Source organism: Mesorhizobium sp. M5C.F.Cr.IN.023.01.1.1 (assembly GCF_003997585.1).
Classification (GTDB): domain Bacteria; phylum Pseudomonadota; class Alphaproteobacteria; order Rhizobiales; family Rhizobiaceae; genus Mesorhizobium; species Mesorhizobium wenxiniae.
The window spans coordinates 46542-65141 of record NZ_RZSU01000022.1; the positions used below are offsets into that span (position 1 = coordinate 46542).

The window sequence follows — 18600 nt, forward strand, 5'->3', positions numbered from 1 at the left end:
CGCGCCACCTGCACATGTTCAATGGAGCTTGATCCGAGGCCTGGTGCGCCTGGCCACTATCTCACCAATCGAATCCAGCGCGGTCTTCGCAAAGCCGTGCACCGCCTTGAGATGCATCTTGTAGAGCGAGCGATACATCAGCCGGGCAAGCAGACCTTCGATCTTCAGCCCACCAATCAGGCTGCCAAACGAGCCGTAGTCTGCGAGCGAAACAAGGGATCCGTAGTCGCGGTAACGGAATTCCGGCGCGGCCCGTCCCTTGAGACGCGCGGCAATCACCTTGACCAGGTGATCAGCCTGCTGATGGGCTGTCTGGGCGCGCGGCGGCAAGGGATTGTTCTCGCCGGGCAGGACACAGCTCGCGCAGTCGCCGATCGCAAACACGTTTTCGTCGCCCTTGGCTTGCAGCGTTTCATCCACGACCAGGCGATTGATGCGGTCCGTCTCGAGGCCATCGAGTCTTTTCAGAAGGTCCGGCGCCTTGATTCCAGCGGACCACACGACGAGTTCGGCCGGCACAAACAGCTTCTCGCCAAGCCTGACGCCGTCCTCTGTCACTTCGGTGACCTTGATCCCGCATCGTATCTGGACGCCGAGGTCACGAAGCAGGTGTGCCGAAGCGCGCGCCAGATGTTCCGGCAAAGCCGGCAAGATGCGCGGCCCCGCCTCGACGAGGGTGATGTGGATCAGCCTTTCGAAATCGATGTTGTCGAGGTTGTGCGACGCAATTTCCCGCATCGACTTGTGCAGCTCCGCCGCCAGTTCGACGCCGGTGGCCCCGGCACCAACGATGACGCAATGGAGCTGGCCTGGCGACAGCTGTTCGTATTGCGCGTTGGCGCGCAGGCATGCGTCTATCATGCGCTTGTTGAACCGGGCGGCCTGGTCCGCCGTATCGAGCGTGATTGCGTGACGAGCCGCCCCTGGTGTGCCGAAATCATTGCTAACGCTGCCGACTGCCAGCACCAGCGTATCATAGCCCAGCACACGCGGCGGGATGATCTGCCTGCCGTCGTCGTCGAAACTGGGCGCCACAAAGACCTGGCGCTTGGCGCGGTCGATACCGACAACCTCGCCGATGCGATATCGATAATGGTGGCGACTGGCATGGGCTATGTATTCCACCGCATCGTTCGATCTGCTCAGTGCGCCCGAGGCGACCTCGTGCAGAAGCGGCTTCCAGATATGGATGCGGTTACGGTCGACAAGCGTAATGGAAAGCCGCCGCTTGCCGAACTTGCGACCGAGGCGTGTTGCCAGTTCGAGCCCGCCCGCACCGCCACCAACGATCACCACGCGATGGAGCGAGCTATCCGCATGGGATGGTGTCTCCGGTATCGTGCGGAAAAGCGCGGCGTTGTTGGCGAGCACGGCTTCTGGAACCAGTCGTATTCCCGGAGTGATGATCTGCATCGGTATTCTCCGTCACTTTCCTCGGCCTCGCCGCGCTCGAAAATCACTCTTGCGATTCGTGGATGACGATGCCTTGCAGCATGTCGACATCGCATTCCCACGGCTTCTCCGAGAGAACGCGCATTCCATGCTCGTATCCTGCCTGCCAGCGCGTGCGGATGCCTGCCCGGGTGAAGTCGATGTCTTTGGTGTGGTCCTCGCCGTCGAGGCGCGGTGAAAGCAGCCGAACCAGGTGCATGACCGAGGGGCAGCCGTAGGAGGCGAGTTCCTTGAACCTCGGATCTTCGCGTAGCTCATCGGGAACGAGCTTTCCCATTTCGCGCACGACGTGCCGCAGACGATGTAATTGCTCCTGGCGAGCCACGTGACTCTTGCCGCGGCTGGCGTATTGAAGATCCTTTTGCCGTCCCATGACCTGCCAGATCGACTTCGGCTCCGTGCCGCGCGGCTGCCACATGTTGACCGCGAAGATCAGCGCATCGCGCCGTGGACGCGCATCCAGCACAACCTCGATCGGCGTATTGGAGTAGATGCCGCCGTCCCAGTACGGCTCGCCGTCGATGCAGACCGCCGGAAAGGCCGGCGGCAAGGCGCCTGAGGCCATGATGTGCGCGGGCGACAGCGTCAACTCTTGGCTGTCGAAATACTTGAGTTCGCTGGTGTTGACGTTCACGGCGCCGACGGTCAGGCGGGTGTGGCGCCGGTTGAGGTAATCGAAATCGATCAGGTTGCCGAGAGTCCGCTTCAGCGGGTCGGTGGTGTAGTAGGATGCCTTTTCGACTCCCACCTCCCGGTTCACCCCGAGCAGCGCGCTCGGGTTCGGCTCGAAGAAGCCCGGTATGCCGCGCACGACTGTGCCCACATTGGCGAAGACGTTGCTTGGAAGCATCATCTGGAAGAACTCGTCGAGCGGGCTGCTCCGGCTGACGCTGTCCCAGAATTCCCGCAGCCTTGGCAGGCGGTCTTGCGGCTCGTTTCCCGCAATCAGCGCCGCGTTGATGGCGCCGATCGAGGTGCCGATGACCCAATCAAGTGCGATCCCGCCTTCAACGAGCGCCTGGTAGACGCCGGCCTGATAGGCTCCGAGAGCGCCGCCCCCCTGCAGCACCAACACGGTCTGGCGCTGGCCCGGACCATCGGCGATCCGGCTCGGCTCAGTCACCGGGTCTGACGTTGAGAGATTTCGGGAGATCCTGTTCATGGCTTTGTCGCTCCTCATTCGGGCGTTCAATGAGCGGTCCAGCCGCCTTCGATCGGCATGATGGCGCCGGTGATCGAGGCCGCGTCGTCCGAGGCCAGGAACACGCAGAGCGCCGCTACCTCTGCCACGGTCACGAACTGCTTGGTCGGCTGGGCAGCCAGAAGCACGTCTTTGATCACCTGCTGTTCGGTAATCCCGCGTGCCTTCGCCGTATCCGGTATTTGCTTCTCGACAAGCGGGGTCAGCACGTATCCGGGACAGACGGCATTGACGGTGATGCCCTGCTCCGCGACTTCCAGCGCTACCGTCTTGGTCAGGCCGGCGACCCCATGCTTGGCGGCGACATAAGCGGATTTGTATGGCGAGGCGACAAGAGCATGCGCCGAGGCAACGTTGATGATGCGGCCCCACTTGCGTTGCTTCATCGCGTGGAGAGCGCGTCTGATCGTGTAGAACGAGGACATCAGATCAATCGCCACGACCGCCTCCCATTTTTCGATCGGGAACTCGTCGATCGGCGCGACGTGCTGAATGCCGGCATTGTTGATCAGGATGTCGATTGCCCCGAACTCGGCGATCGCCTTGTCCATCATTGCGGTTATAGAGTCGCCCCTGCTCATGTCCGCATCGTCGTAGCGGACGGTCACCCCATGGTCGGCTGCAAGCTTTGCCCTGAGGAGCTCGATTTCACTGGCGTCGCCGAAGCCGTTCAGAACGATGTTGCAACCTTTGGCCGCGAAGGCTTCGGCAATGCCTTGGCCGATGCCGCTGGTCGAGCCTGTGATAAGTGCTGTCTTTCCTTTGAGCATCGTCGCTTCCTTCGGTTGGAGCTGCGGCCTGACGGCGGGCAATCGGCGGCGAGCAACGGATCTCCGCGCCCACGGTCTGAATTCTGGGTCAAGTATGGCGGGCCACTCGAAGCAGTGGAAATGCCGTTGAGACATGGATTCGATAGCCGACGCTCAGATCATCAAGCTCTATGCCGGCGCCGCCGTCGACCATGCTGCCTTGTTTGTTTGACGTTGGGGCAGCCAGTAAGATCCCACCGTATGCCAGCCCGCCGGGGGCGTGCCGTGTAGATCAGTCAGGTCAGATATTTCCTGGCCGTCGCGAGGGAATTGAACGTTCACCAGGGCGGCCGAGCAACGTCACGCAGCCCGCGCTTTCACGCGCGATCAAGCTGCTCGAGGACGATTTTGGCGGCGCGCTTTTTCATCGTGAGCGACGGCAGTTGTCGCGCTGGTGCGCCAGGCCATGCAAAAAGGGTTCGGCGAGCGGACCACGTTATCCGCCGCCGGGTAGCCTTGCCGCGCCAAACAACCTGCCTCGCGTGCGGTCGGAGGATCTTCGGCACATCATCCGCGCTCAGTTTTTCCTGATCGTCGAGGTCACGGACCGGATGACCTCGGTCGCCATCCTGAACTGCGGCGCGCGATCGGTGATGCCATGACGCTTGGCGATCCAGTCGAAATCGCTGTAGGCGGCGTAAACCGAACCATCCGTGGCCTGGTAGACCAGCACGCGCACCGGCCAGTCGAGACCGGCTTCGGGGTTCGACGTGATGAAGGTCGTGCCGAGCGCCGGATTGCCGAACATAACCAGCGACGACGGCCTGACATCGTTGCCAGCGTCCTTGCCAAGCCTTGCCTGGTCGATGACGCCAAAGAACATGATGCCCTTCTTGCGGACGTCTTTCTTGATACGGGCAACGGTTTCGGCGACGGAATAGTCGCTCTTCACCGTGACGACGCCATCCGAAGCGGCAGCCGGGACGACGATCGCCATCAGCATGGCGGCGCCGGCAATCAAGGTTTTCAGGTAGGTGGTCATGTTGGTCTCCTTTGGTTTTCTGGGTTGCGTGGATTTTGGATATTGGGTTGATATCTCTGTTCATTGTCGGCTGAAGGTCGCCTTGTGATCGACGTTCTCCCGATCGTCAGGCGGTCGGCGACTTCAATGACCGCGCGACCCCGATCGCGCCGGCGAGGACCGTAGCGAGCACGGCCACGCATGCGGTCCAGCCGATCCGGTCGTAGATCTGTCCGATCACGAAGCTGCCGGCGAGCCCGCCTGTATAGTAGGAAGCAAGGTAGATGCCGCTTGCGGCGGTGCGATCGCGCGAGGCCGTCCGGCTGACGTGTCCTGTCGCTATTGCCTGCGCCAGGAAGGTGCCAATAGCGACCAGCGCCATCCCGCCGAGAACAATGGGAAGGCTGGTCGTGAGCAGCAGAAGCAAACCCAGGATCGCCAGCGTAAGCGTTGCATCGATGCCGATCCTTGGGCCCAGGCCCGCAGCGAGACGCCCGGCGAGCGGCGTGGTCAGCATGGAAGGCAGGAAGACGAAATACACCAGCCCGAGCGCCATTGGCGACAGCGATAGCGGGGCGGTGACGAGCTGGAAGTTGACATAGGTGAAAGTGCCTATGAAGACGAAGAGGATCAGGAAGCCGATCGCGAAACAGGCGCGCAGCTCGACGTTGTTCAGCGGGCCCTTCCAGGCCGCGCGGGCAGGCTCGCCTATCGCGTCGGCGCGCGTCATTGCGGATGTCTTCTGCAGCGTGAGCCAGACAAGAGCCGCGCCAATCAGATTGAGGGCGGCGAACGTCAAGAAGTTAGTGGAGATGCCAAACGTATCTGCGACGGCGGCCGACATAAGCCGTCCGAAGAAATTACTGGCGACATTGCCGGTCACATAGGCCGCAAGCGCACCCGTCGTCTGCCGCGCGGAAAAATGCTCGGCCAGGTAGGCCATCGTCAGCGTGAACGCAGTCGACATGCACAAGCCCTGGACGACACGGAGCAGGCCAAAGGCGACGATGCTGTCTGTTTGTGACAGCAGCATAGTCGGTATCGCCAGCACCGCAAGGCTGATCCAGATGCCGTTGCGGCGATCGAGGTTCCTGCCAAAAAGCGCCACCGCAATTCCGGCCACGGCCATGCCGAAAGTGCTGGCATTGACGGCAAAGCCCATCGTCGCGCGGCTGACGCCGAACTTTATCACCAGCGACGGCAAGATGGCCTGGGTGGCGAAGAGATCGACAAGTGTCAGGAAGGCAATCACGGCAATAATACCGAAGCGCCAACTGTCAGCGGCAACCATCCGCAGCCGCCTTGGTTCGGTCTGTTCGCTTGTCGTCATAGCAGGACTCCGTGGCCACACGTCCCCAGGTGATTACCTGAGGACGCGCTTTCAGTAGCTGATGCTAGGAAACGGTCATCGCAATGCGTGACTCACATCGTGTGGTCTTCGCGCATTGCCGGTGGCAGGATGTCGGCCGAATAGAGCACCGCCGGGACCTTGCCATTGTTCTTCCACCAATGGGCGAGCTGGCCGAATTCGACGCTCACGTCGCCAGCCTGGTGTTCAATTCCCACCTTGCAGGTGCTGCGATATTCGGTGATCGAGCCTTCGACGACGAGGATGTTGGCGGGACGAACAGTGTGCTCGTGCCAGGGCACGACACCGCCGGGCTGAACGACGAGCTTGCGCAGGCGCAGCATGTTGCCTTTCCAAGCCTCGCCCTTCGGGCTCAGATCGATCGCGGAAAGGACATCGTCGGTAACGCCTACTGGCTTGCTCGGATGCTCCTGGATATCAGTCGTGGCAGCTTGGCCCGCAGGGCAGTCGCCGGCAAAGGCCGGGGCAACGGAAAATGCAGCCGTTGCAGTAAGAAGTCCGAGCGTCAGCGCGAGGGTCAGCGGCGCCGGCAATGCAATTGTTTTGGTAGCCATGTTGTATTTCTCCTTTGTCGGTGCCCAAACGCGGGAGGCGGGGCATGACGAGGAGAGTGACGGGATCCACAAAGAAAGAGAAATGCTGCCTGGCTCTCAATTCGATACCTGAAAACTATGGTTACACACGTGGCGACGGATGGGAGGTGTGAGAAGCACGTGGCGAGAATTAAAAGTCTTCGACTATGCTTCAGGCCGCCGTCTTGTGGACTGCCAATGGCATGGCGCTCATCGGCCAGCCATGTGCCTTGACGCTGCTCACGAAGGCCGAAGCGGCCGGCGAGAATCTTCGTCCTGCCACGACAACCAAGCATACTTCCCGCCAAACCTCGGGGTCGACGACGGGCCGGACCTGCAAGCCGGGGATCACCGCGCTGAATTCGGGGATGAAGCAAATTCCAAGGCCTCCGGAAACCATGTTCTGGATCCAGTCCTCGCGCTCGCTGGCATAGGAAATCCTGAGCTTCACGCCGCGATCGCTGCAAAGTCCGGCGAGGTGATCGCGATACTCGCAGTTCAATCGCCTGAGGTAGTTTTCCCCGTCGAGTTCGGAAATGGAAACATTGTCGTTGCGGGCCAGTCGATGGCCGTTGGGCAATGCCAGGACGAAGCGCTCGCGATAAAGCGGCGTGACATCGAAGCGTTCGGGAAAACTGTCGCTCGATGCCATGATGGCGACGTCGATGTCGCCCGATTCGAGCAATTGCGAAAGTGAGGTGGGCACGCCCTCGACAAGCTGCAGCTGGATGCCCTGCTGACGTCTGCTGAACTCGGCCAGCAGACCAGTGAACCGGCGCGGACCGATGGTGCACATGACACCAACCTTGAGATTCGCATTTTCCAGACAGAGAAACCTTGATGCCTCTTGCCGAACGCCGGTCAGTTCATCGAGGATTTGCTGGAAACGGGGTCGCAGCAGAACGCCTAGATCCGTGAGATGGGTGAGATTTCGCTCGCGGCGAAAAAGCAAGCCGCCGACCTCTTCCTCAAGCTGCTGAATTGCGCGCGACAGCGCCGGTTGCGTTACGTTGCATTTTTCGCCGGCGCGCGTGAAATTTCGTGTCTCGCAGACTGCAAGAAAATAGCGGATGTGATGGATGTCCATGCCGATTGTCCCCGAACTGCATATGGTTCATGTGCTGGCGTCGGAGCCTGCCGCAAAGCGTCCCGTCGTGCCAATGCACTGCCGCTATAAAGTCGATAGCGGCCCGTCATGATGCTTTCTGAAGTCGAGGTGCGGATCATTGCGCTACGGCCAGAGCCCCGCTCAGGCCGACCTAAAAACAATGATGGCGAGCATTTGCTCGCCATTATGCTCGTGTTGCGCCAAAAAGGCCAATCGGCGATTAGCTGTTGCCGCCAAGCTGATGGACCTTGACGCAAAACTCGGCATACGGCTTGCTCATCGCCGCGTCATTGCACTCCCTCTTCATCGCGTTCCGCTTGTCCTTCGACATCGCATTCCAGGCTGCTTTGAATTCTGCATCCGACTTCATCGTCTTCATGCTCGCATCGGCGTAGAACGGCTGCATGTTGGACGGTGAATCCAGCGCGCCGGCAAACGCCACGCCGCCAAGAACGGAAAGTGCAAACGCGCCAAGGCAGATAGCTTTGATATTCATGGTGGTGATCCTTCTCTGAGGTTGAACAGTCGTCCCATCGGCGACTGCGTAATGATCGGCAGCAATTTTAAACTCTTCGGTTCCCCCTTGCCGAGATCGACTTTGCTGCGATTGGCGGCCACCTTGCCAATGCCATCTGCGTATGGAGTTTATGCCGGTTCTGTATCCCGCGGATGCTTGGCGGCAGAACGCCAATTGGCACCACCCAAAGCGAGCACGTTCGCGCAGAATGCGGCATGGCGCTCGCTCACTCCGGGTCGTTGCACGCGGATTTTTGCCTGCCTTGCACAAACCTTCCGCCGCGCAGGCGATTGCAGCAATGCACCCTGCCTATGGAGTTCATGCCACCTTGGCATTTCGCCAACAGGAAATGATGTGGCAGTTTCTCCATGAGACGCCCTGGCTGGCGTTTTTGGGATGGAGACTAAAGATGCATGTCCAGACCGAAATCGAAACCAACAACGCCGTCATTGCCGGCGCAAGACCTGCGATGGACGGCGGACAGCTCGTCGACATAGTTCTGGCAAGCGACGCGCACGGCGCTTTTGTCTGGGGCGTGCTCGATCGCTTGCTGGATGAGCCTGGCCTTTCCTTCGGCAACATCACCGCGTCGGGTTTCAGCGCGCTGGAGGCGGCGGTTCTGGCCTACGGCCTCGCCCTCGCCGGTCGCCGTGGCGCACGCACGGCGCTCGCCAACCTCTTGCGACGCATCAGCCACGTGTCGATGTTCGCAACCAGCAAAGCCAATCCGCTGCGATCGATACTGGAACAGTCAATCGACATCGCCGAGCTCCGCAAGAAAGGCTGCCCTGTGAAACTCAGCATTTCGGCTTCGAACGCCCGCACCGACGCCGTGAGGGTGTTCTCGGGCGATCAAGTGTCAATCGACGCTATCGTGGCGGCGGCCACAGTCCCATTCCTTTTCCCGGCCGTTGAGATTGACGGCGAGACCTATTGGGGCGACGGCGACCTTGCGGCCTTGGGGCAGGTGCGGTCGGTTGAAGCGGGCCATCTGCTGATCATCGCCGGCAAGCCTTCAGGGTTCACGACGCAGTGCGCGGATCGCAACATCGCCGCCAATCATGGCGCGCCGAAGCCCCCGCTGACCCACACCATATTCGACCGTCAGCACCGGGCTGGTGCAGCGCTGTTCGCCAGGCCGTGGACCGACTGGAGTGAGTTGACCGACAGGCGTGACAGAGGACGGGAGCGAGCCGAGGATTGGCTTCTGGCCGGTCATCTCGTTGTGAATGAACCTTCCGCCGCCGACGGCAAAACCCGATACGTCTAGGCGCCTCCCTCCCGCCTAGTCGCGCCTGCTTCGCCCCGTTCCACGGACGCAGGCGCCAAGCCCTCCGGTTCCCCGCCGGAGGGCTTTTTCTTTGCCGCTCGTAAATGAAGCGATGCGTATCAAATCCATGCCGAGACAGCATTTCAGCTCGGCCGTCTGATCGGGGACACTGCTTGCAGACAGGCCGCAAGGTCAGTCTTTCCCTCGAAACCCAAACAGGAGACACGACTGTGATCAACACCAAAGCCCTCATCGGATCGGCCCTCGCGGCCGCCACTTCGCTGGCCGCCACGGCCGCCCATAGCGGCCCCGCCGATCAGCCCAACTTCGCCTTCGAGAAGTGCTACGGCGTCGTCAAGGCTGGCCAGAACGACTGCCAGACCGCAACGCATTCATGCGCCGGCACCTCCACCGCCGATAACCAGCCGGATTCCTGGCTCTACGTGCCCGCGGGCACCTGCGCGAAGATCACCGGCGGCAGCGACAAGGCGAAAGCCTGAGCGATTCGGACTTCGAGCCAACCCTTTGGAAGGAGCAGACCGATGCCCCATGCGTTTCGTCCCCTCGCGATCCCCGCAACGGCGGGCATCGGTCTTCGCTCGCCTCACATCGGTGAGATGCTGACCCGCAGGCCCTCCGCGGGCTGGCTCGAAGTGCATGCCGAGAACTATATGGGAGACGGCGCCGGCGTCGATGCGTTGGAAAGGCTGCGCGAGATATACCCGCTGTCGGTCCACGGAGTCGGCCTGTCCCTTGGCAGCGCAAGGGGCGTGGATCACGACCATCTCCAAAGGCTGCGCAAGGTCTGCGAGCGCTTCCAGCCCGATCTCGTCTCAGAACATCTCGCCTGGAGCGTCGCCGACGGCGCCTACCTCAACGATCTGCTGCCGCTGCGCTATGATGATGAGGCGCTAGAAATCGTGGCGCGCAACGTCGAAGCCGTCCAGGACACGCTGCAGCGGCAGGTGCTCATTGAAAATCTGTCCGCCTATGTCGCCTTCGCGGACTCCTCGATGGTTGAAGCACAATTCCTGACCGAACTCGTAGCGCGGACCGGCTGTGGTCTGCTGCTGGACGTCAACAATGTCCAGGTCTCGGCGCACAACCTTCAATATGATGCGAGAGCTTTCATCGATACGCTGCCTGCCGAGGCTATCGGCGAGATCCATCTTGCCGGCCATGCAACCAATCAGGTCGGGACCGACACGGTTCTCATCGATGATCATGGTTCGCGCGTGCCGCCGGTTGTTTGGACGCTCTACCAGCATGCGATAGACCGGCTCGGACCGCGCCCCACCTTGATCGAATGGGACACCGATGTCCCTGTTCTCGATGTTCTGCTTGGCGAAGCGATGTGGGCCGACATGCTGACGGCTTCGATCATGTTCAACCAAAAGCAGACTGCGAGACAAAACGCGACAACCAGGGCGTGCTTGGTGTCCACGCTTTTTGAAGGCGAGGCTAGGGCCGGAATGCCCGTGCTTGCCGCATTTGCCGCCGCCAAGGCAGCACGGGCCACGCCCGTCGCGTCGCCGCCGCTTAAGGAACGATACCATGTTGCCGCTTGAGCTTCTCCAGACCACCATGGCACGCTCGGTTCTGATCACCGAGCCAGCGGTCGCTGCGACAATGCTGACGGCCGGCAAGGCCGATCCGATGGCCCGGCTGCGCATCTATCAGAACAACACGCGCAGCTCGCTGACCGCCGTGCTGATGGCGGTCTTTCCGGTCACCGTTCGCCTCGTCGACGAGCGCTTCTTCCGTTTCGCAGCCAGCGAGTTCATTCGCCGACATCCTCCAACGGGACCCCGACTCGCCTGCTACGGCGCCGGCTTCCCGCGGTTTTTGAAGACGATCGAGACGCTTTCCGACATGCCGGTCGTGGCCGAAACGGCGCGGCTCGAATGGGCCATCGCGGAGGCGCTCGACGCGGCATCGCTGCCGCCCCGCACCCTCGCGGAATACGACAAGGCTGACCTTAGCGCCTCGCCCGATATCCTGCTGCAGCCATCCCTGCGGCTGATCGTTTCGCACTGGTCGATCCTGTACGTATGGACAGCCCATCAGCATGAGACCGCGGTCGACCAGCACAGCGCATGGAAAAGGCGTCCCGAGCGCGTGGCGTTGTGGCGGGCCGGTGAGAGTGTCCGCCTGGTTCTCCTCGATCGCGCGAATTTTGCTTTCCGACATTCACTAAAACACGGCCTCGGCCTGGAACACGCCACGATGCGCGCCTTGGCACTCGACCCGGAGTTCGATCTCGTGTCCGCGCTCGTGCGTCTGTTCGGCGACGGGCTCGTTACGGATGTGCGGATCCCGACGCATCCCCTCTCAAACTGATGGAGACAAACATGACCGCGATACCGCAATACACACCCTCCACGCCGGCTGCCTTGGTTGGTCTCTACAGACGCCTAATCAAGTTGCCGGAGCGCATACCATTCTCACTCGTTCAGCTCGCCGCCCGCATAGCGGTCGCGCATGTCTTCTGGCAGTCCGCTCAGACGAAGCTGGCATCCTGGCCGGTGACGCTGCAGCTTTTCGCAATCGAATACAATTTGCCGTTCATCCATCCATCCATCGCGGCATCTCTGGCGACGACAGCGGAAATTACTGGCTCGGTGTTGCTCTTCCTCGGACTGTTCTCGCGCCTCGGCGCGCTAATGCTGCTCGGCGTGGTTTCGGTTATCCAGATCTTCGTTTATCCCGAGAACTGGGCCGAGCACCTGCAATGGGCCTCGCTGCTACTTCTCGTGCTGATACGCGGCGCCGGTGTGTTCTCGCTCGACCGTCTGGCGGACCGGGTTTTCAGATGAGGGGGCATATCAACGCTGACGTTCGAGGCCGCCCGCGAACGCGCTCCCGCTCAAGGCTTAGGTTCTTCCGGAGGAGGCGCGTTTGGGACTGGACAATCAGGATGTGGCCATTTTTCCACACGGAGAGGGCTTGTCGCCAGCGTTCCACGAGTTTTGCGAATCGGTAGGCGAAGGCGGAAAGCAGCGCCAGGATAACCACTATGCGAGCGGCCATACGGGATTATAGCAGGATCCCGCTTAGGATTGACCCCAGCATCAGCTTGCGCTCGACAGGTTTGCGGCGAGGTTCGCAAGGTCTGAACGCATCTCGTGACCTTTCACACCGTTGCCAGAGCTGGGCGACGTGAACGCGTCGGTGCGCCGGCATAGATTGGGCGATCTCGCTGGCAACGGCCGATGGAAAGCCGAAAATCTTCGGGAATCTGGTGCTGCGAGAGAGGATTGAACTCTCGACCTCTCCCTTACCAAGGGAGTGCTCTACCACTGAGCTACCGCAGCCGCTGATGGCGGGGCTTCTGCCATATCGAACCGGCAAGCGCAAGGCCAAGCGCAAGCCATCTGTGAAAGCCCGCTCCGACGGCTTTTCCGGACATGGCAGCGCCACAATGTTGGGTACCCTTCATAGCAGGACTCGCCGGGACGGAACCATGAACGACAAGACAATCCCACCTGACAAGGGCGGTCCGTCGAAAAAGGACAGCCAACCGAAAAAGGCCGACCGCAAGAGCCGGCTCGCCGAGCAACTGCGCGCCAATCTACAGAAGCGCAAGGCGCAGTCGCGCTCGCGGCGCACCGGCGAGGCTGACAGGCGGCCAGACGGGCTCGGCGCTTTAGCGGAAACGCAAAAGGATTAACCTATATCAACAGGCTGGTCAGGGCGCGGGAATCCAGTTTCTTGAACCAAGCCCGCCAATGGTCTAGACCGGCCACAACAGACTCAACCGATTGAAAACCGGCCTTTCGGCCGAGGGGACGTTCTTCCATGGATCGCATCAGAATTGTCGGCGGCAACAAGCTTGCCGGAAGCATCCCGATCTCGGGCGCGAAGAACGCCGCGCTGCCGCTGATGATCGCCTCGCTTTTGACCGACGACACGCTGACCCTGGAAAACGTGCCGCATCTGGCCGATGTCGAGCAGCTTATCCGCATCCTCGGCAATCATGGCGTCGATTATTCGGTCAATGGCCGCCGCGAAAAACAGCAGGAGGGCTATTCGCGCACCATCAATCTCTCTGCCCGCAACATCGTCGACACCACCGCACCTTACGAGCTGGTGTCGAAGATGCGCGCCTCCTTCTGGGTGATCGGCCCGCTGCTTGCCCGCATGGGCGAGGCCAAGGTGTCGCTGCCCGGCGGCTGCGCCATCGGCACGCGCCCGGTCGATCTTTTCCTGGAAGGCCTTCAGGTGCTCGGCGCTGATATCGACGTCGATACCGGTTATGTCATCGCCAAGGCCAGGAACGGCCGTCTTGTCGGCAACCGCTACGTTTTCCCGAAAGTGTCGGTTGGCGCCACCCATGTACTGATGATGGCGGCGTCGCTGGCCAATGGCGAGACGGTGCTCGAAAACGCCGCCCGCGAGCCCGAGATCGTGAACCTCGCCGAATGCCTCAACGCCATGGGCGCCAAGATTTATGGTGCAGGCACCGAGACCATCACCATCGACGGCGTCGAAGCGCTGTCGGGCGCGCGCGTCCGGGTGATACCCGACCGCATCGAGACCGGCACCTATGCGATGGCCGTCGCCATGACCGGCGGCGACGTCATGCTCGAAGGCGCGCGGGCTGACCTGTTGGAGACCGCGCTCGACGTGATTTCCCAGACCGGCGCCGAGATCACGCAGACCAATTCCGGCATCCGCGTCAGGCGCAACGGCGCCGGCATTGCGCCGGTCGACGTGACGACAGCGCCCTTCCCGGCGTTTCCGACCGACCTGCAGGCGCAGTTCATGGGCCTGATGACGATGGCCAAGGGCAAGTCGCGCATCACTGAGACGATCTTCGAAAACCGCTTCATGCACGTGCAGGAGCTTGCCCGGCTCGGCGCCCACATAACACTGTCCGGCCAGACGGCGATCGTCGACGGCGTTTCGAAGCTGAAGGGCGCGCCGGTCATGGCGACCGATCTTCGCGCTTCGGTGTCGCTGGTCATCGCCGGCCTGGCGGCCGAAGGCGAGACCACGGTCAACCGGGTCTATCATCTCGATCGCGGCTTCGAGCGGCTTGAAGAAAAGCTGTCCGGCTGCGGCGCGGTGATCGAGCGGATTTCGGGGTAGGCAATCGGCGGGATTCCACGGCTTCAGCATTTGATCTCGGCGCGGTTGCACGGATCGCCAAGACCGGCTGGATTCCTGTCTGGAGCACGATGTTTTCCAAAAACCGATTTCCACTTTTTGGGTTCATGCTCTAACAGAGGGCTGAAAACCAACCTTCAGGTGTGAAATCCGCATGGCTCTCAAGCTTGTCGCGCTCGACGATCAGGATCTGAGCATCGTTTCGGCCCATGTCCAGGACGCCGTGCTGAAGGTCGGCGACCTCGGGTACATGCCGGCGGCCAAGCGCTTCGTGATGACGATGAACCGTTTCGTCTGGGAGGCGAAATCGGGCCTGTTGCGCCAGCACAATGAGCGGCGGCAAAGCGTGCTGCATTTCGACCGTGTGCTGGGCGCCAAAACCAGCGGCATTGCCCGCGACAAGCCGGACGAGGTGCTGTCGCTGCTGGCGATCAGCTTCGTCGCCCTCGACAAGCCGGCCGGCATTGTCGAGCTGATCTTTTCAGGCGGCGGCGCGATCATGCTCGATGTCGAGTGCATCGAGGCGCGGCTTGCTGACATCGGCGGCGCCTGGGAAGCGACGTCGCGCCCTTTCCACAGAGCCTGAGTACACAAGATGGCCATCACCCTTCGTCTGTCCGATGCCGATTTCGAGCAGTGTTTTGCCGCGTTCCTTTTGACCAAGCGGGAGATCTCGGCGGACGTCGACGCCGTGGTGCGCGCGATCATCGCGCGGGTGCGCGCCGAGGGCGACGCGGCGCTCATCGAGTATACGCAGAAATTCGAGCAGGCCGATCTGAAAGGCCTCGGCATGGCCGTGTCGCAAGACGACATCGCCAGGGCCTATGATGCGGCCGACCCGCAGACGATCGAGGCGCTTAGATTCGCCCGTGACCGGATCCGTTCCCATCACGAGCGGCAGCGGCCGAAGGACGACCGCTACACGGACGCTGCCGGCGTCGAGCTCGGCTCGCGCTGGACGGCGATCGAGGCGGTCGGGCTCTATGTGCCGGGCGGCACGGCGAGCTATCCAAGCTCGGTGCTGATGAGTGCCGTGCCGGCCAAGGTCGCCGGCGTCGAGCGTATCGTCATGGCGGTGCCGGCGCCCGGCGGCATCATCAATCCGCTGGTGCTGGTGGCGGCGGATCTGACTGGCATATCCGAAATCTACCGCGTCGGCGGCGCGCAGGCGATCGCGGCGCTGGCCTATGGCACCGAGACGATAAAGCCGGTCGCCAAGATCGTCGGCCCCGGCAATGCCTATGTCGCCGCGGCCAAGCGCCAGGTGTTCGGCACGGTCGGCATCGACATGATCGCCGGGCCTTCGGAAGTGCTTGTCGTGGCCGACAGCAGCAACGATCCGGACTGGATCGCCGCCGACCTGCTGGCCCAGGCCGAGCATGACGTGTCGGCGCAGTCGATCCTGATCACCGACGATCCCGTCTTCGGCGCGGCGGTCGAACAGGCGGTCGAACGCCAGTTGAAAAACCTGTCGCGCGCCGAGACGGCGGCGGCGAGCTGGCGCGACTTCGGCGCTGTCATCCTTGTTCCCCAAATCGAGGCAGCACTGCCGCTGGTCGACCGCATCGCGGCCGAACATGTCGAGCTTGCCATCGACGAGCCGGAAGCCTTCCTGGCGCGGATGCGCAATGCCGGTGCCGTCTTTCTAGGCCGTCACACGCCGGAAGCGATCGGCGACTATGTCGGCGGCTCCAACCACGTGTTGCCGACGGCGCGCTCGGCGCGCTTCTCGTCCGGGCTTTCGGTGCTCGATTTCGTCAAGCGCACCTCGATCCTGAAGCTCGGGCCGGAGCAGTTGCGGGCGCTGGCGCCCGCGGCCATTGCGCTGGCCAAAGCGGAAGGCCTCGACGCGCATGGACGCTCCGTCGCCATACGGCTGAACATGTAGAATGGCATGTCGGATTACGATCGCACCCATGCCAGGCTGATCGATGTCGAACTCGACGAATCGATCGGCCGTTCGACGCCCGATGTCGAGCATGAGCGGGCGGTGGCGATCTTCGACCTGATCGAGGAAAATCGGTTCCAGCCGGTCAATGACGACGGCGCCGGGCCTTATCGGCTGAAACTGTCGCTGGCCGAGTCCCGCCTGGTCTTCGCAGTGACGCGCGAGGACGGCGCTGCCGTGGTCACCCACATCCTGTCGCTGACGCCGCTCAGGCGCATCGTCAAGGACTATTACATGATCTGCGAAAGCTATTACGACGCGATCCGCACCTCGACCCCCAGCCAGATCGAGGCGATCGACATGGGCCGGCGCGGGCTGCACAATGAGGGCTCACAGACCTTGATGGACCGGCTGGCCGGCAAGATCGAAATCGATTTCGACACGGCGCGCCGGCTGTTCACGCTGGTCTGCGTACTGCACTGGCGAGGCTGAACTGCCAGCCCCTCTGCCCCGCTCGATACTGCCCCGCTCGATCCTGTTTGTCTGCGGCATGAACGCGGTGCGCTCGCCGATGGCCGAACTGCTGGCGCGCCAGGTGCTTCCGGCCACCACTTTCGTGGCGTCGGCCGGGGTGCGCGGCGGCGAACGCGACCCGTTCGTCGACGCCGTGCTGGCCGAGGACGGGCTTTCGCTGGGTGAACGGCACCCGAGGACACTGGACGATCTCGAGGACGACTATTTCGATCTGATCGTCACACTGTCGCCGGAAGCGCATCACACCGCGCTCGAGCTTACCCGCTCGCTTGCCGTCGATGTCGAATATTGGCCGATGCCGGACCCGACTGGCGTCAGCGGCACGCGTGAGCAGATCATTGCCGCCTATCGCGAGGTGCGCGAACGGCTAAGGGCGCGAATCGGCCGCCGTTTTTTTGCCCCGGAAGCGAAAAAACCGCGCTGATTAAGCGTGTTCACAAGCGCACGATTATCATATAGGTTCCGCCCAAATTCCGGCCGGGGCGCTGGGAATCCCATCCAAGCAAAGGTATCGAATGCCGAAGGAAGAAGTCCTCGAGTTTCCGGGTGTCGTCACGGAATTGTTGCCCAACGCGATGTTCAGGGTGAAGCTCGAAAACGAACACGAAATCATCGCCCACACGGCCGGCCGCATGCGCAAGAACCGCATCCGCGTGCTGACCGGCGACAAGGTCCTGGTCGAGATGACACCCTACGACCTGACCAAGGGCCGCATCACCTACCGTTTCAAGTAAGATCGTCAGAGTTCGGCCGGGATCGCGATGAGCATTTTGCAGAAGCTCGTGCTTGCCTCGGGTTCGCCGCGCCGGATCGAACTGTTGCAGCAGGCCGGCATCGAGCCGGACCGCGTGCTGCCCGCCGGTGTCGACGAGACGCCGCTGCGCGCCGAGCATCCGCGTTCGCTGGCCAAGCGCCTGTCGAAGGAAAAGGCCGAGAAGGCACTGGCCTCGCTGCAGGCGGAAGAGGACTATGTGCCCAGCTTCGTTCTGGCCGCCGACACGGTGGTCGCCGTCGGCCGGCGCATCCTGCCCAAGGCCGAAACGTTCGACGACGTCGCCAATTGCCTCGGCCTGCTGTCCGGCCGTTCGCACCGGGTCTATTCCGGCATCTGCCTGATCACGCCGGGCGGCAAGCTGCGCCAGCGGCTGGTCGAGACCAGGGTGCGTTTCAAGCGGCTGCCGCGCGCCGAGATCGACGCCTATGTCGCCTCGGGAGAATGGCGCGGCAAGGCCGGCGGCTATGCCGTCCAGGGGCTGGCTGGCGCTTTCGTCGTCAAGCTTGTCGGCTCCTACACCAACGTCGTCGGCCTGCCGCTCTATGAGACGGTGGCGTTGCTGACCGGCGAGGGTTTCAAGGTGCATGCCAAATGGCAGTCAGTTCGGCCATGAGCTCGGGGCGGTCATGAGCTCGGACGACAAAGTCACGCCGCTGCGCCCCAAGCGGCCCTGCCCCGGATGCGGCAAGCCGTCGGCGCGTGAGACCTACCCGTTCTGCTCGGTGCGCTGCAAAGAGATCGACCTCAACCGCTGGCTCAAGGGCGCCTACGTCATTCCGGCCCGCGACGACGAGGACGAACCGGACGACGACCCTGCCAAATGAGGGACCCTGCCAAATGAGGCTGTTCAGAGCAGCCTGCGGGCCTCGACTGCGTCCCATGAATCCGCCTATCGGGCAACTGCTCGTTTCCCGCTTGAAATCAACGCTTAAGCGCTGGACAGGCCGGATTCCCGTGCTATAACCCACGCGCTTTCAAGGGGCGCCTGCGGCGCTTTCGAGAACATCCGGCGTGCAGAACTGCCCGCGTGCCGGA

Annotated in this window: 22 protein-coding genes, 1 tRNA gene and 1 pseudogene; 15 read left to right on the forward strand and 9 right to left on the reverse strand. The window is 62.1% G+C overall.

Features of this window, described 5'->3' with window-relative positions; genetic code table 11:
• Positions 1 to 18 precede the first annotated feature (18 nt).
• Genes EOA78_RS11840 through EOA78_RS11850 form a run of 3 tightly spaced genes read right to left on the reverse strand, consistent with a single transcriptional unit; the run spans position 19 to position 3423 of the window.
• Positions 19 to 1413 (reverse strand): NAD(P)/FAD-dependent oxidoreductase, encoded by a 1395-nt coding sequence (locus tag EOA78_RS11840; protein WP_127315271.1) that lies wholly within the window; start codon positions 1411 to 1413, stop codon positions 19 to 21.
• Positions 1414 to 1456: 43 nt separating this feature from the next.
• Positions 1457 to 2614, reverse strand: coding sequence for a patatin-like phospholipase family protein (locus EOA78_RS11845; protein WP_127315272.1), 1158 nt, complete (start codon positions 2612 to 2614; stop codon positions 1457 to 1459).
• 26 nt (positions 2615 to 2640) lie between these two features.
• Positions 2641 to 3423, reverse strand: coding sequence for a 3-hydroxybutyrate dehydrogenase (locus tag EOA78_RS11850; RefSeq protein WP_127315273.1), 783 nt, complete (start codon positions 3421 to 3423; stop codon positions 2641 to 2643).
• Between the two features lie 270 nt (positions 3424 to 3693).
• Here EOA78_RS11850 and EOA78_RS11855 point away from each other — a divergent pair.
• A pseudogene (locus tag EOA78_RS11855) lies at positions 3694 to 3839 on the forward strand (LysR family transcriptional regulator); the annotation flags it as partial.
• 140 nt (positions 3840 to 3979) lie between these two features.
• On the opposite strand, the gene EOA78_RS11860 reads toward EOA78_RS11855, so the two are convergent.
• The 5 genes from EOA78_RS11860 to EOA78_RS11880 form a co-directional block, all read right to left on the reverse strand.
• Positions 3980 to 4444 carry a DUF302 domain-containing protein gene (locus EOA78_RS11860; protein WP_127315274.1) on the reverse strand — a complete coding sequence of 155 codons (465 nt, stop codon included), beginning with the start codon at positions 4442 to 4444 and terminating at the stop codon, positions 3980 to 3982.
• A gap of 106 nt (positions 4445 to 4550) precedes the next feature.
• The gene (locus EOA78_RS11865; RefSeq protein ID WP_127315275.1) at positions 4551 to 5753 is read right to left on the reverse strand and encodes an MFS transporter; all 1203 of its coding nucleotides are present in this window, start codon (positions 5751 to 5753) and stop codon (positions 4551 to 4553) included.
• Positions 5754 to 5845: 92 nt separating this feature from the next.
• A complete protein-coding gene (locus EOA78_RS11870; RefSeq protein ID WP_029348498.1) occupies positions 5846 to 6346 on the reverse strand; it encodes a cupin in 501 nt (166 codons plus the stop codon).
• A 190-nt stretch (positions 6347 to 6536) separates the two neighbouring features.
• Complete coding sequence (locus EOA78_RS11875; protein WP_127315276.1) at positions 6537 to 7451, reverse strand: LysR family transcriptional regulator; 915 nt, start codon at positions 7449 to 7451, stop codon at positions 6537 to 6539.
• Between the two features lie 241 nt (positions 7452 to 7692).
• Complete coding sequence (locus tag EOA78_RS11880; RefSeq protein WP_065011866.1) at positions 7693 to 7968, reverse strand: hypothetical protein; 276 nt, start codon at positions 7966 to 7968, stop codon at positions 7693 to 7695.
• A gap of 430 nt (positions 7969 to 8398) precedes the next feature.
• Between EOA78_RS11880 and EOA78_RS11885 the strand changes: the two genes are divergently transcribed.
• From EOA78_RS11885 to EOA78_RS11905, 5 genes are all read left to right on the forward strand, one after another.
• Entirely contained in the window at positions 8399 to 9259 is an 861-nt protein-coding gene (locus EOA78_RS11885) for a hypothetical protein (protein ID WP_127315277.1), read from the forward strand.
• A 230-nt stretch (positions 9260 to 9489) separates the two neighbouring features.
• The gene (locus tag EOA78_RS11890; protein WP_127315278.1) at positions 9490 to 9759 is read left to right on the forward strand and encodes a DUF2282 domain-containing protein; all 270 of its coding nucleotides are present in this window, start codon (positions 9490 to 9492) and stop codon (positions 9757 to 9759) included.
• 42 nt (positions 9760 to 9801) lie between these two features.
• Entirely contained in the window at positions 9802 to 10827 is a 1026-nt protein-coding gene (locus EOA78_RS11895; RefSeq protein ID WP_065011868.1) for a DUF692 domain-containing protein, read from the forward strand.
• Between the two features lie 16 nt (positions 10828 to 10843).
• Positions 10844 to 11599 (forward strand): DNA-binding domain-containing protein, encoded by a 756-nt coding sequence (locus EOA78_RS11900; RefSeq protein ID WP_281034043.1) that lies wholly within the window; start codon positions 10844 to 10846, stop codon positions 11597 to 11599.
• Between the two features lie 11 nt (positions 11600 to 11610).
• A complete protein-coding gene (locus EOA78_RS11905; protein ID WP_127315280.1) occupies positions 11611 to 12075 on the forward strand; it encodes a DoxX family protein in 465 nt (154 codons plus the stop codon).
• Positions 12076 to 12498: 423 nt separating this feature from the next.
• Here EOA78_RS11905 and EOA78_RS11910 read toward each other — a convergent pair.
• A tRNA-Thr gene (locus tag EOA78_RS11910) sits at positions 12499 to 12573 on the reverse strand.
• A gap of 149 nt (positions 12574 to 12722) precedes the next feature.
• Between EOA78_RS11910 and EOA78_RS11915 the strand changes: the two genes are divergently transcribed.
• The 9 genes from EOA78_RS11915 to yacG all read left to right on the forward strand — a co-directional run bounded on the left by EOA78_RS11915 (position 12723) and on the right by yacG (position 18389).
• Positions 12723 to 12929 carry a hypothetical protein gene (locus EOA78_RS11915; RefSeq protein ID WP_127315281.1) on the forward strand — a complete coding sequence of 69 codons (207 nt, stop codon included), beginning with the start codon at positions 12723 to 12725 and terminating at the stop codon, positions 12927 to 12929.
• A 128-nt stretch (positions 12930 to 13057) separates the two neighbouring features.
• Positions 13058 to 14350, forward strand: a complete 1293-nt coding sequence (gene murA, locus EOA78_RS11920; RefSeq protein ID WP_127315282.1) for a UDP-N-acetylglucosamine 1-carboxyvinyltransferase — start codon at positions 13058 to 13060, stop codon at positions 14348 to 14350.
• 172 nt (positions 14351 to 14522) lie between these two features.
• On the forward strand, positions 14523 to 14954 hold the full coding sequence (locus tag EOA78_RS11925) for a DUF2948 family protein (RefSeq protein ID WP_127315283.1): 432 nt from the start codon (positions 14523 to 14525) through the stop codon (positions 14952 to 14954).
• Positions 14955 to 14963: 9 nt separating this feature from the next.
• Positions 14964 to 16256 carry a histidinol dehydrogenase gene (hisD, locus tag EOA78_RS11930; RefSeq protein ID WP_127315284.1) on the forward strand — a complete coding sequence of 431 codons (1293 nt, stop codon included), beginning with the start codon at positions 14964 to 14966 and terminating at the stop codon, positions 16254 to 16256.
• A gap of 6 nt (positions 16257 to 16262) precedes the next feature.
• Positions 16263 to 16748, forward strand: coding sequence for a UPF0262 family protein (locus EOA78_RS11935; RefSeq protein WP_095483505.1), 486 nt, complete (start codon positions 16263 to 16265; stop codon positions 16746 to 16748).
• A 1-nt stretch (position 16749) separates the two neighbouring features.
• Positions 16750 to 17214 (forward strand): low molecular weight phosphatase family protein, encoded by a 465-nt coding sequence (locus tag EOA78_RS11940; RefSeq protein WP_281034045.1) that lies wholly within the window; start codon positions 16750 to 16752, stop codon positions 17212 to 17214.
• 91 nt (positions 17215 to 17305) lie between these two features.
• A complete protein-coding gene (infA, locus tag EOA78_RS11945) occupies positions 17306 to 17524 on the forward strand; it encodes a translation initiation factor IF-1 (protein ID WP_006200926.1) in 219 nt (72 codons plus the stop codon).
• Positions 17525 to 17551: 27 nt separating this feature from the next.
• Positions 17552 to 18178 (forward strand): Maf-like protein, encoded by a 627-nt coding sequence (locus EOA78_RS11950; protein WP_127315286.1) that lies wholly within the window; start codon positions 17552 to 17554, stop codon positions 18176 to 18178.
• 13 nt (positions 18179 to 18191) lie between these two features.
• On the forward strand, positions 18192 to 18389 hold the full coding sequence (gene yacG, locus EOA78_RS11955; protein WP_127315287.1) for a DNA gyrase inhibitor YacG: 198 nt from the start codon (positions 18192 to 18194) through the stop codon (positions 18387 to 18389).
• Positions 18390 to 18600: the final 211 nt, after the last annotated feature.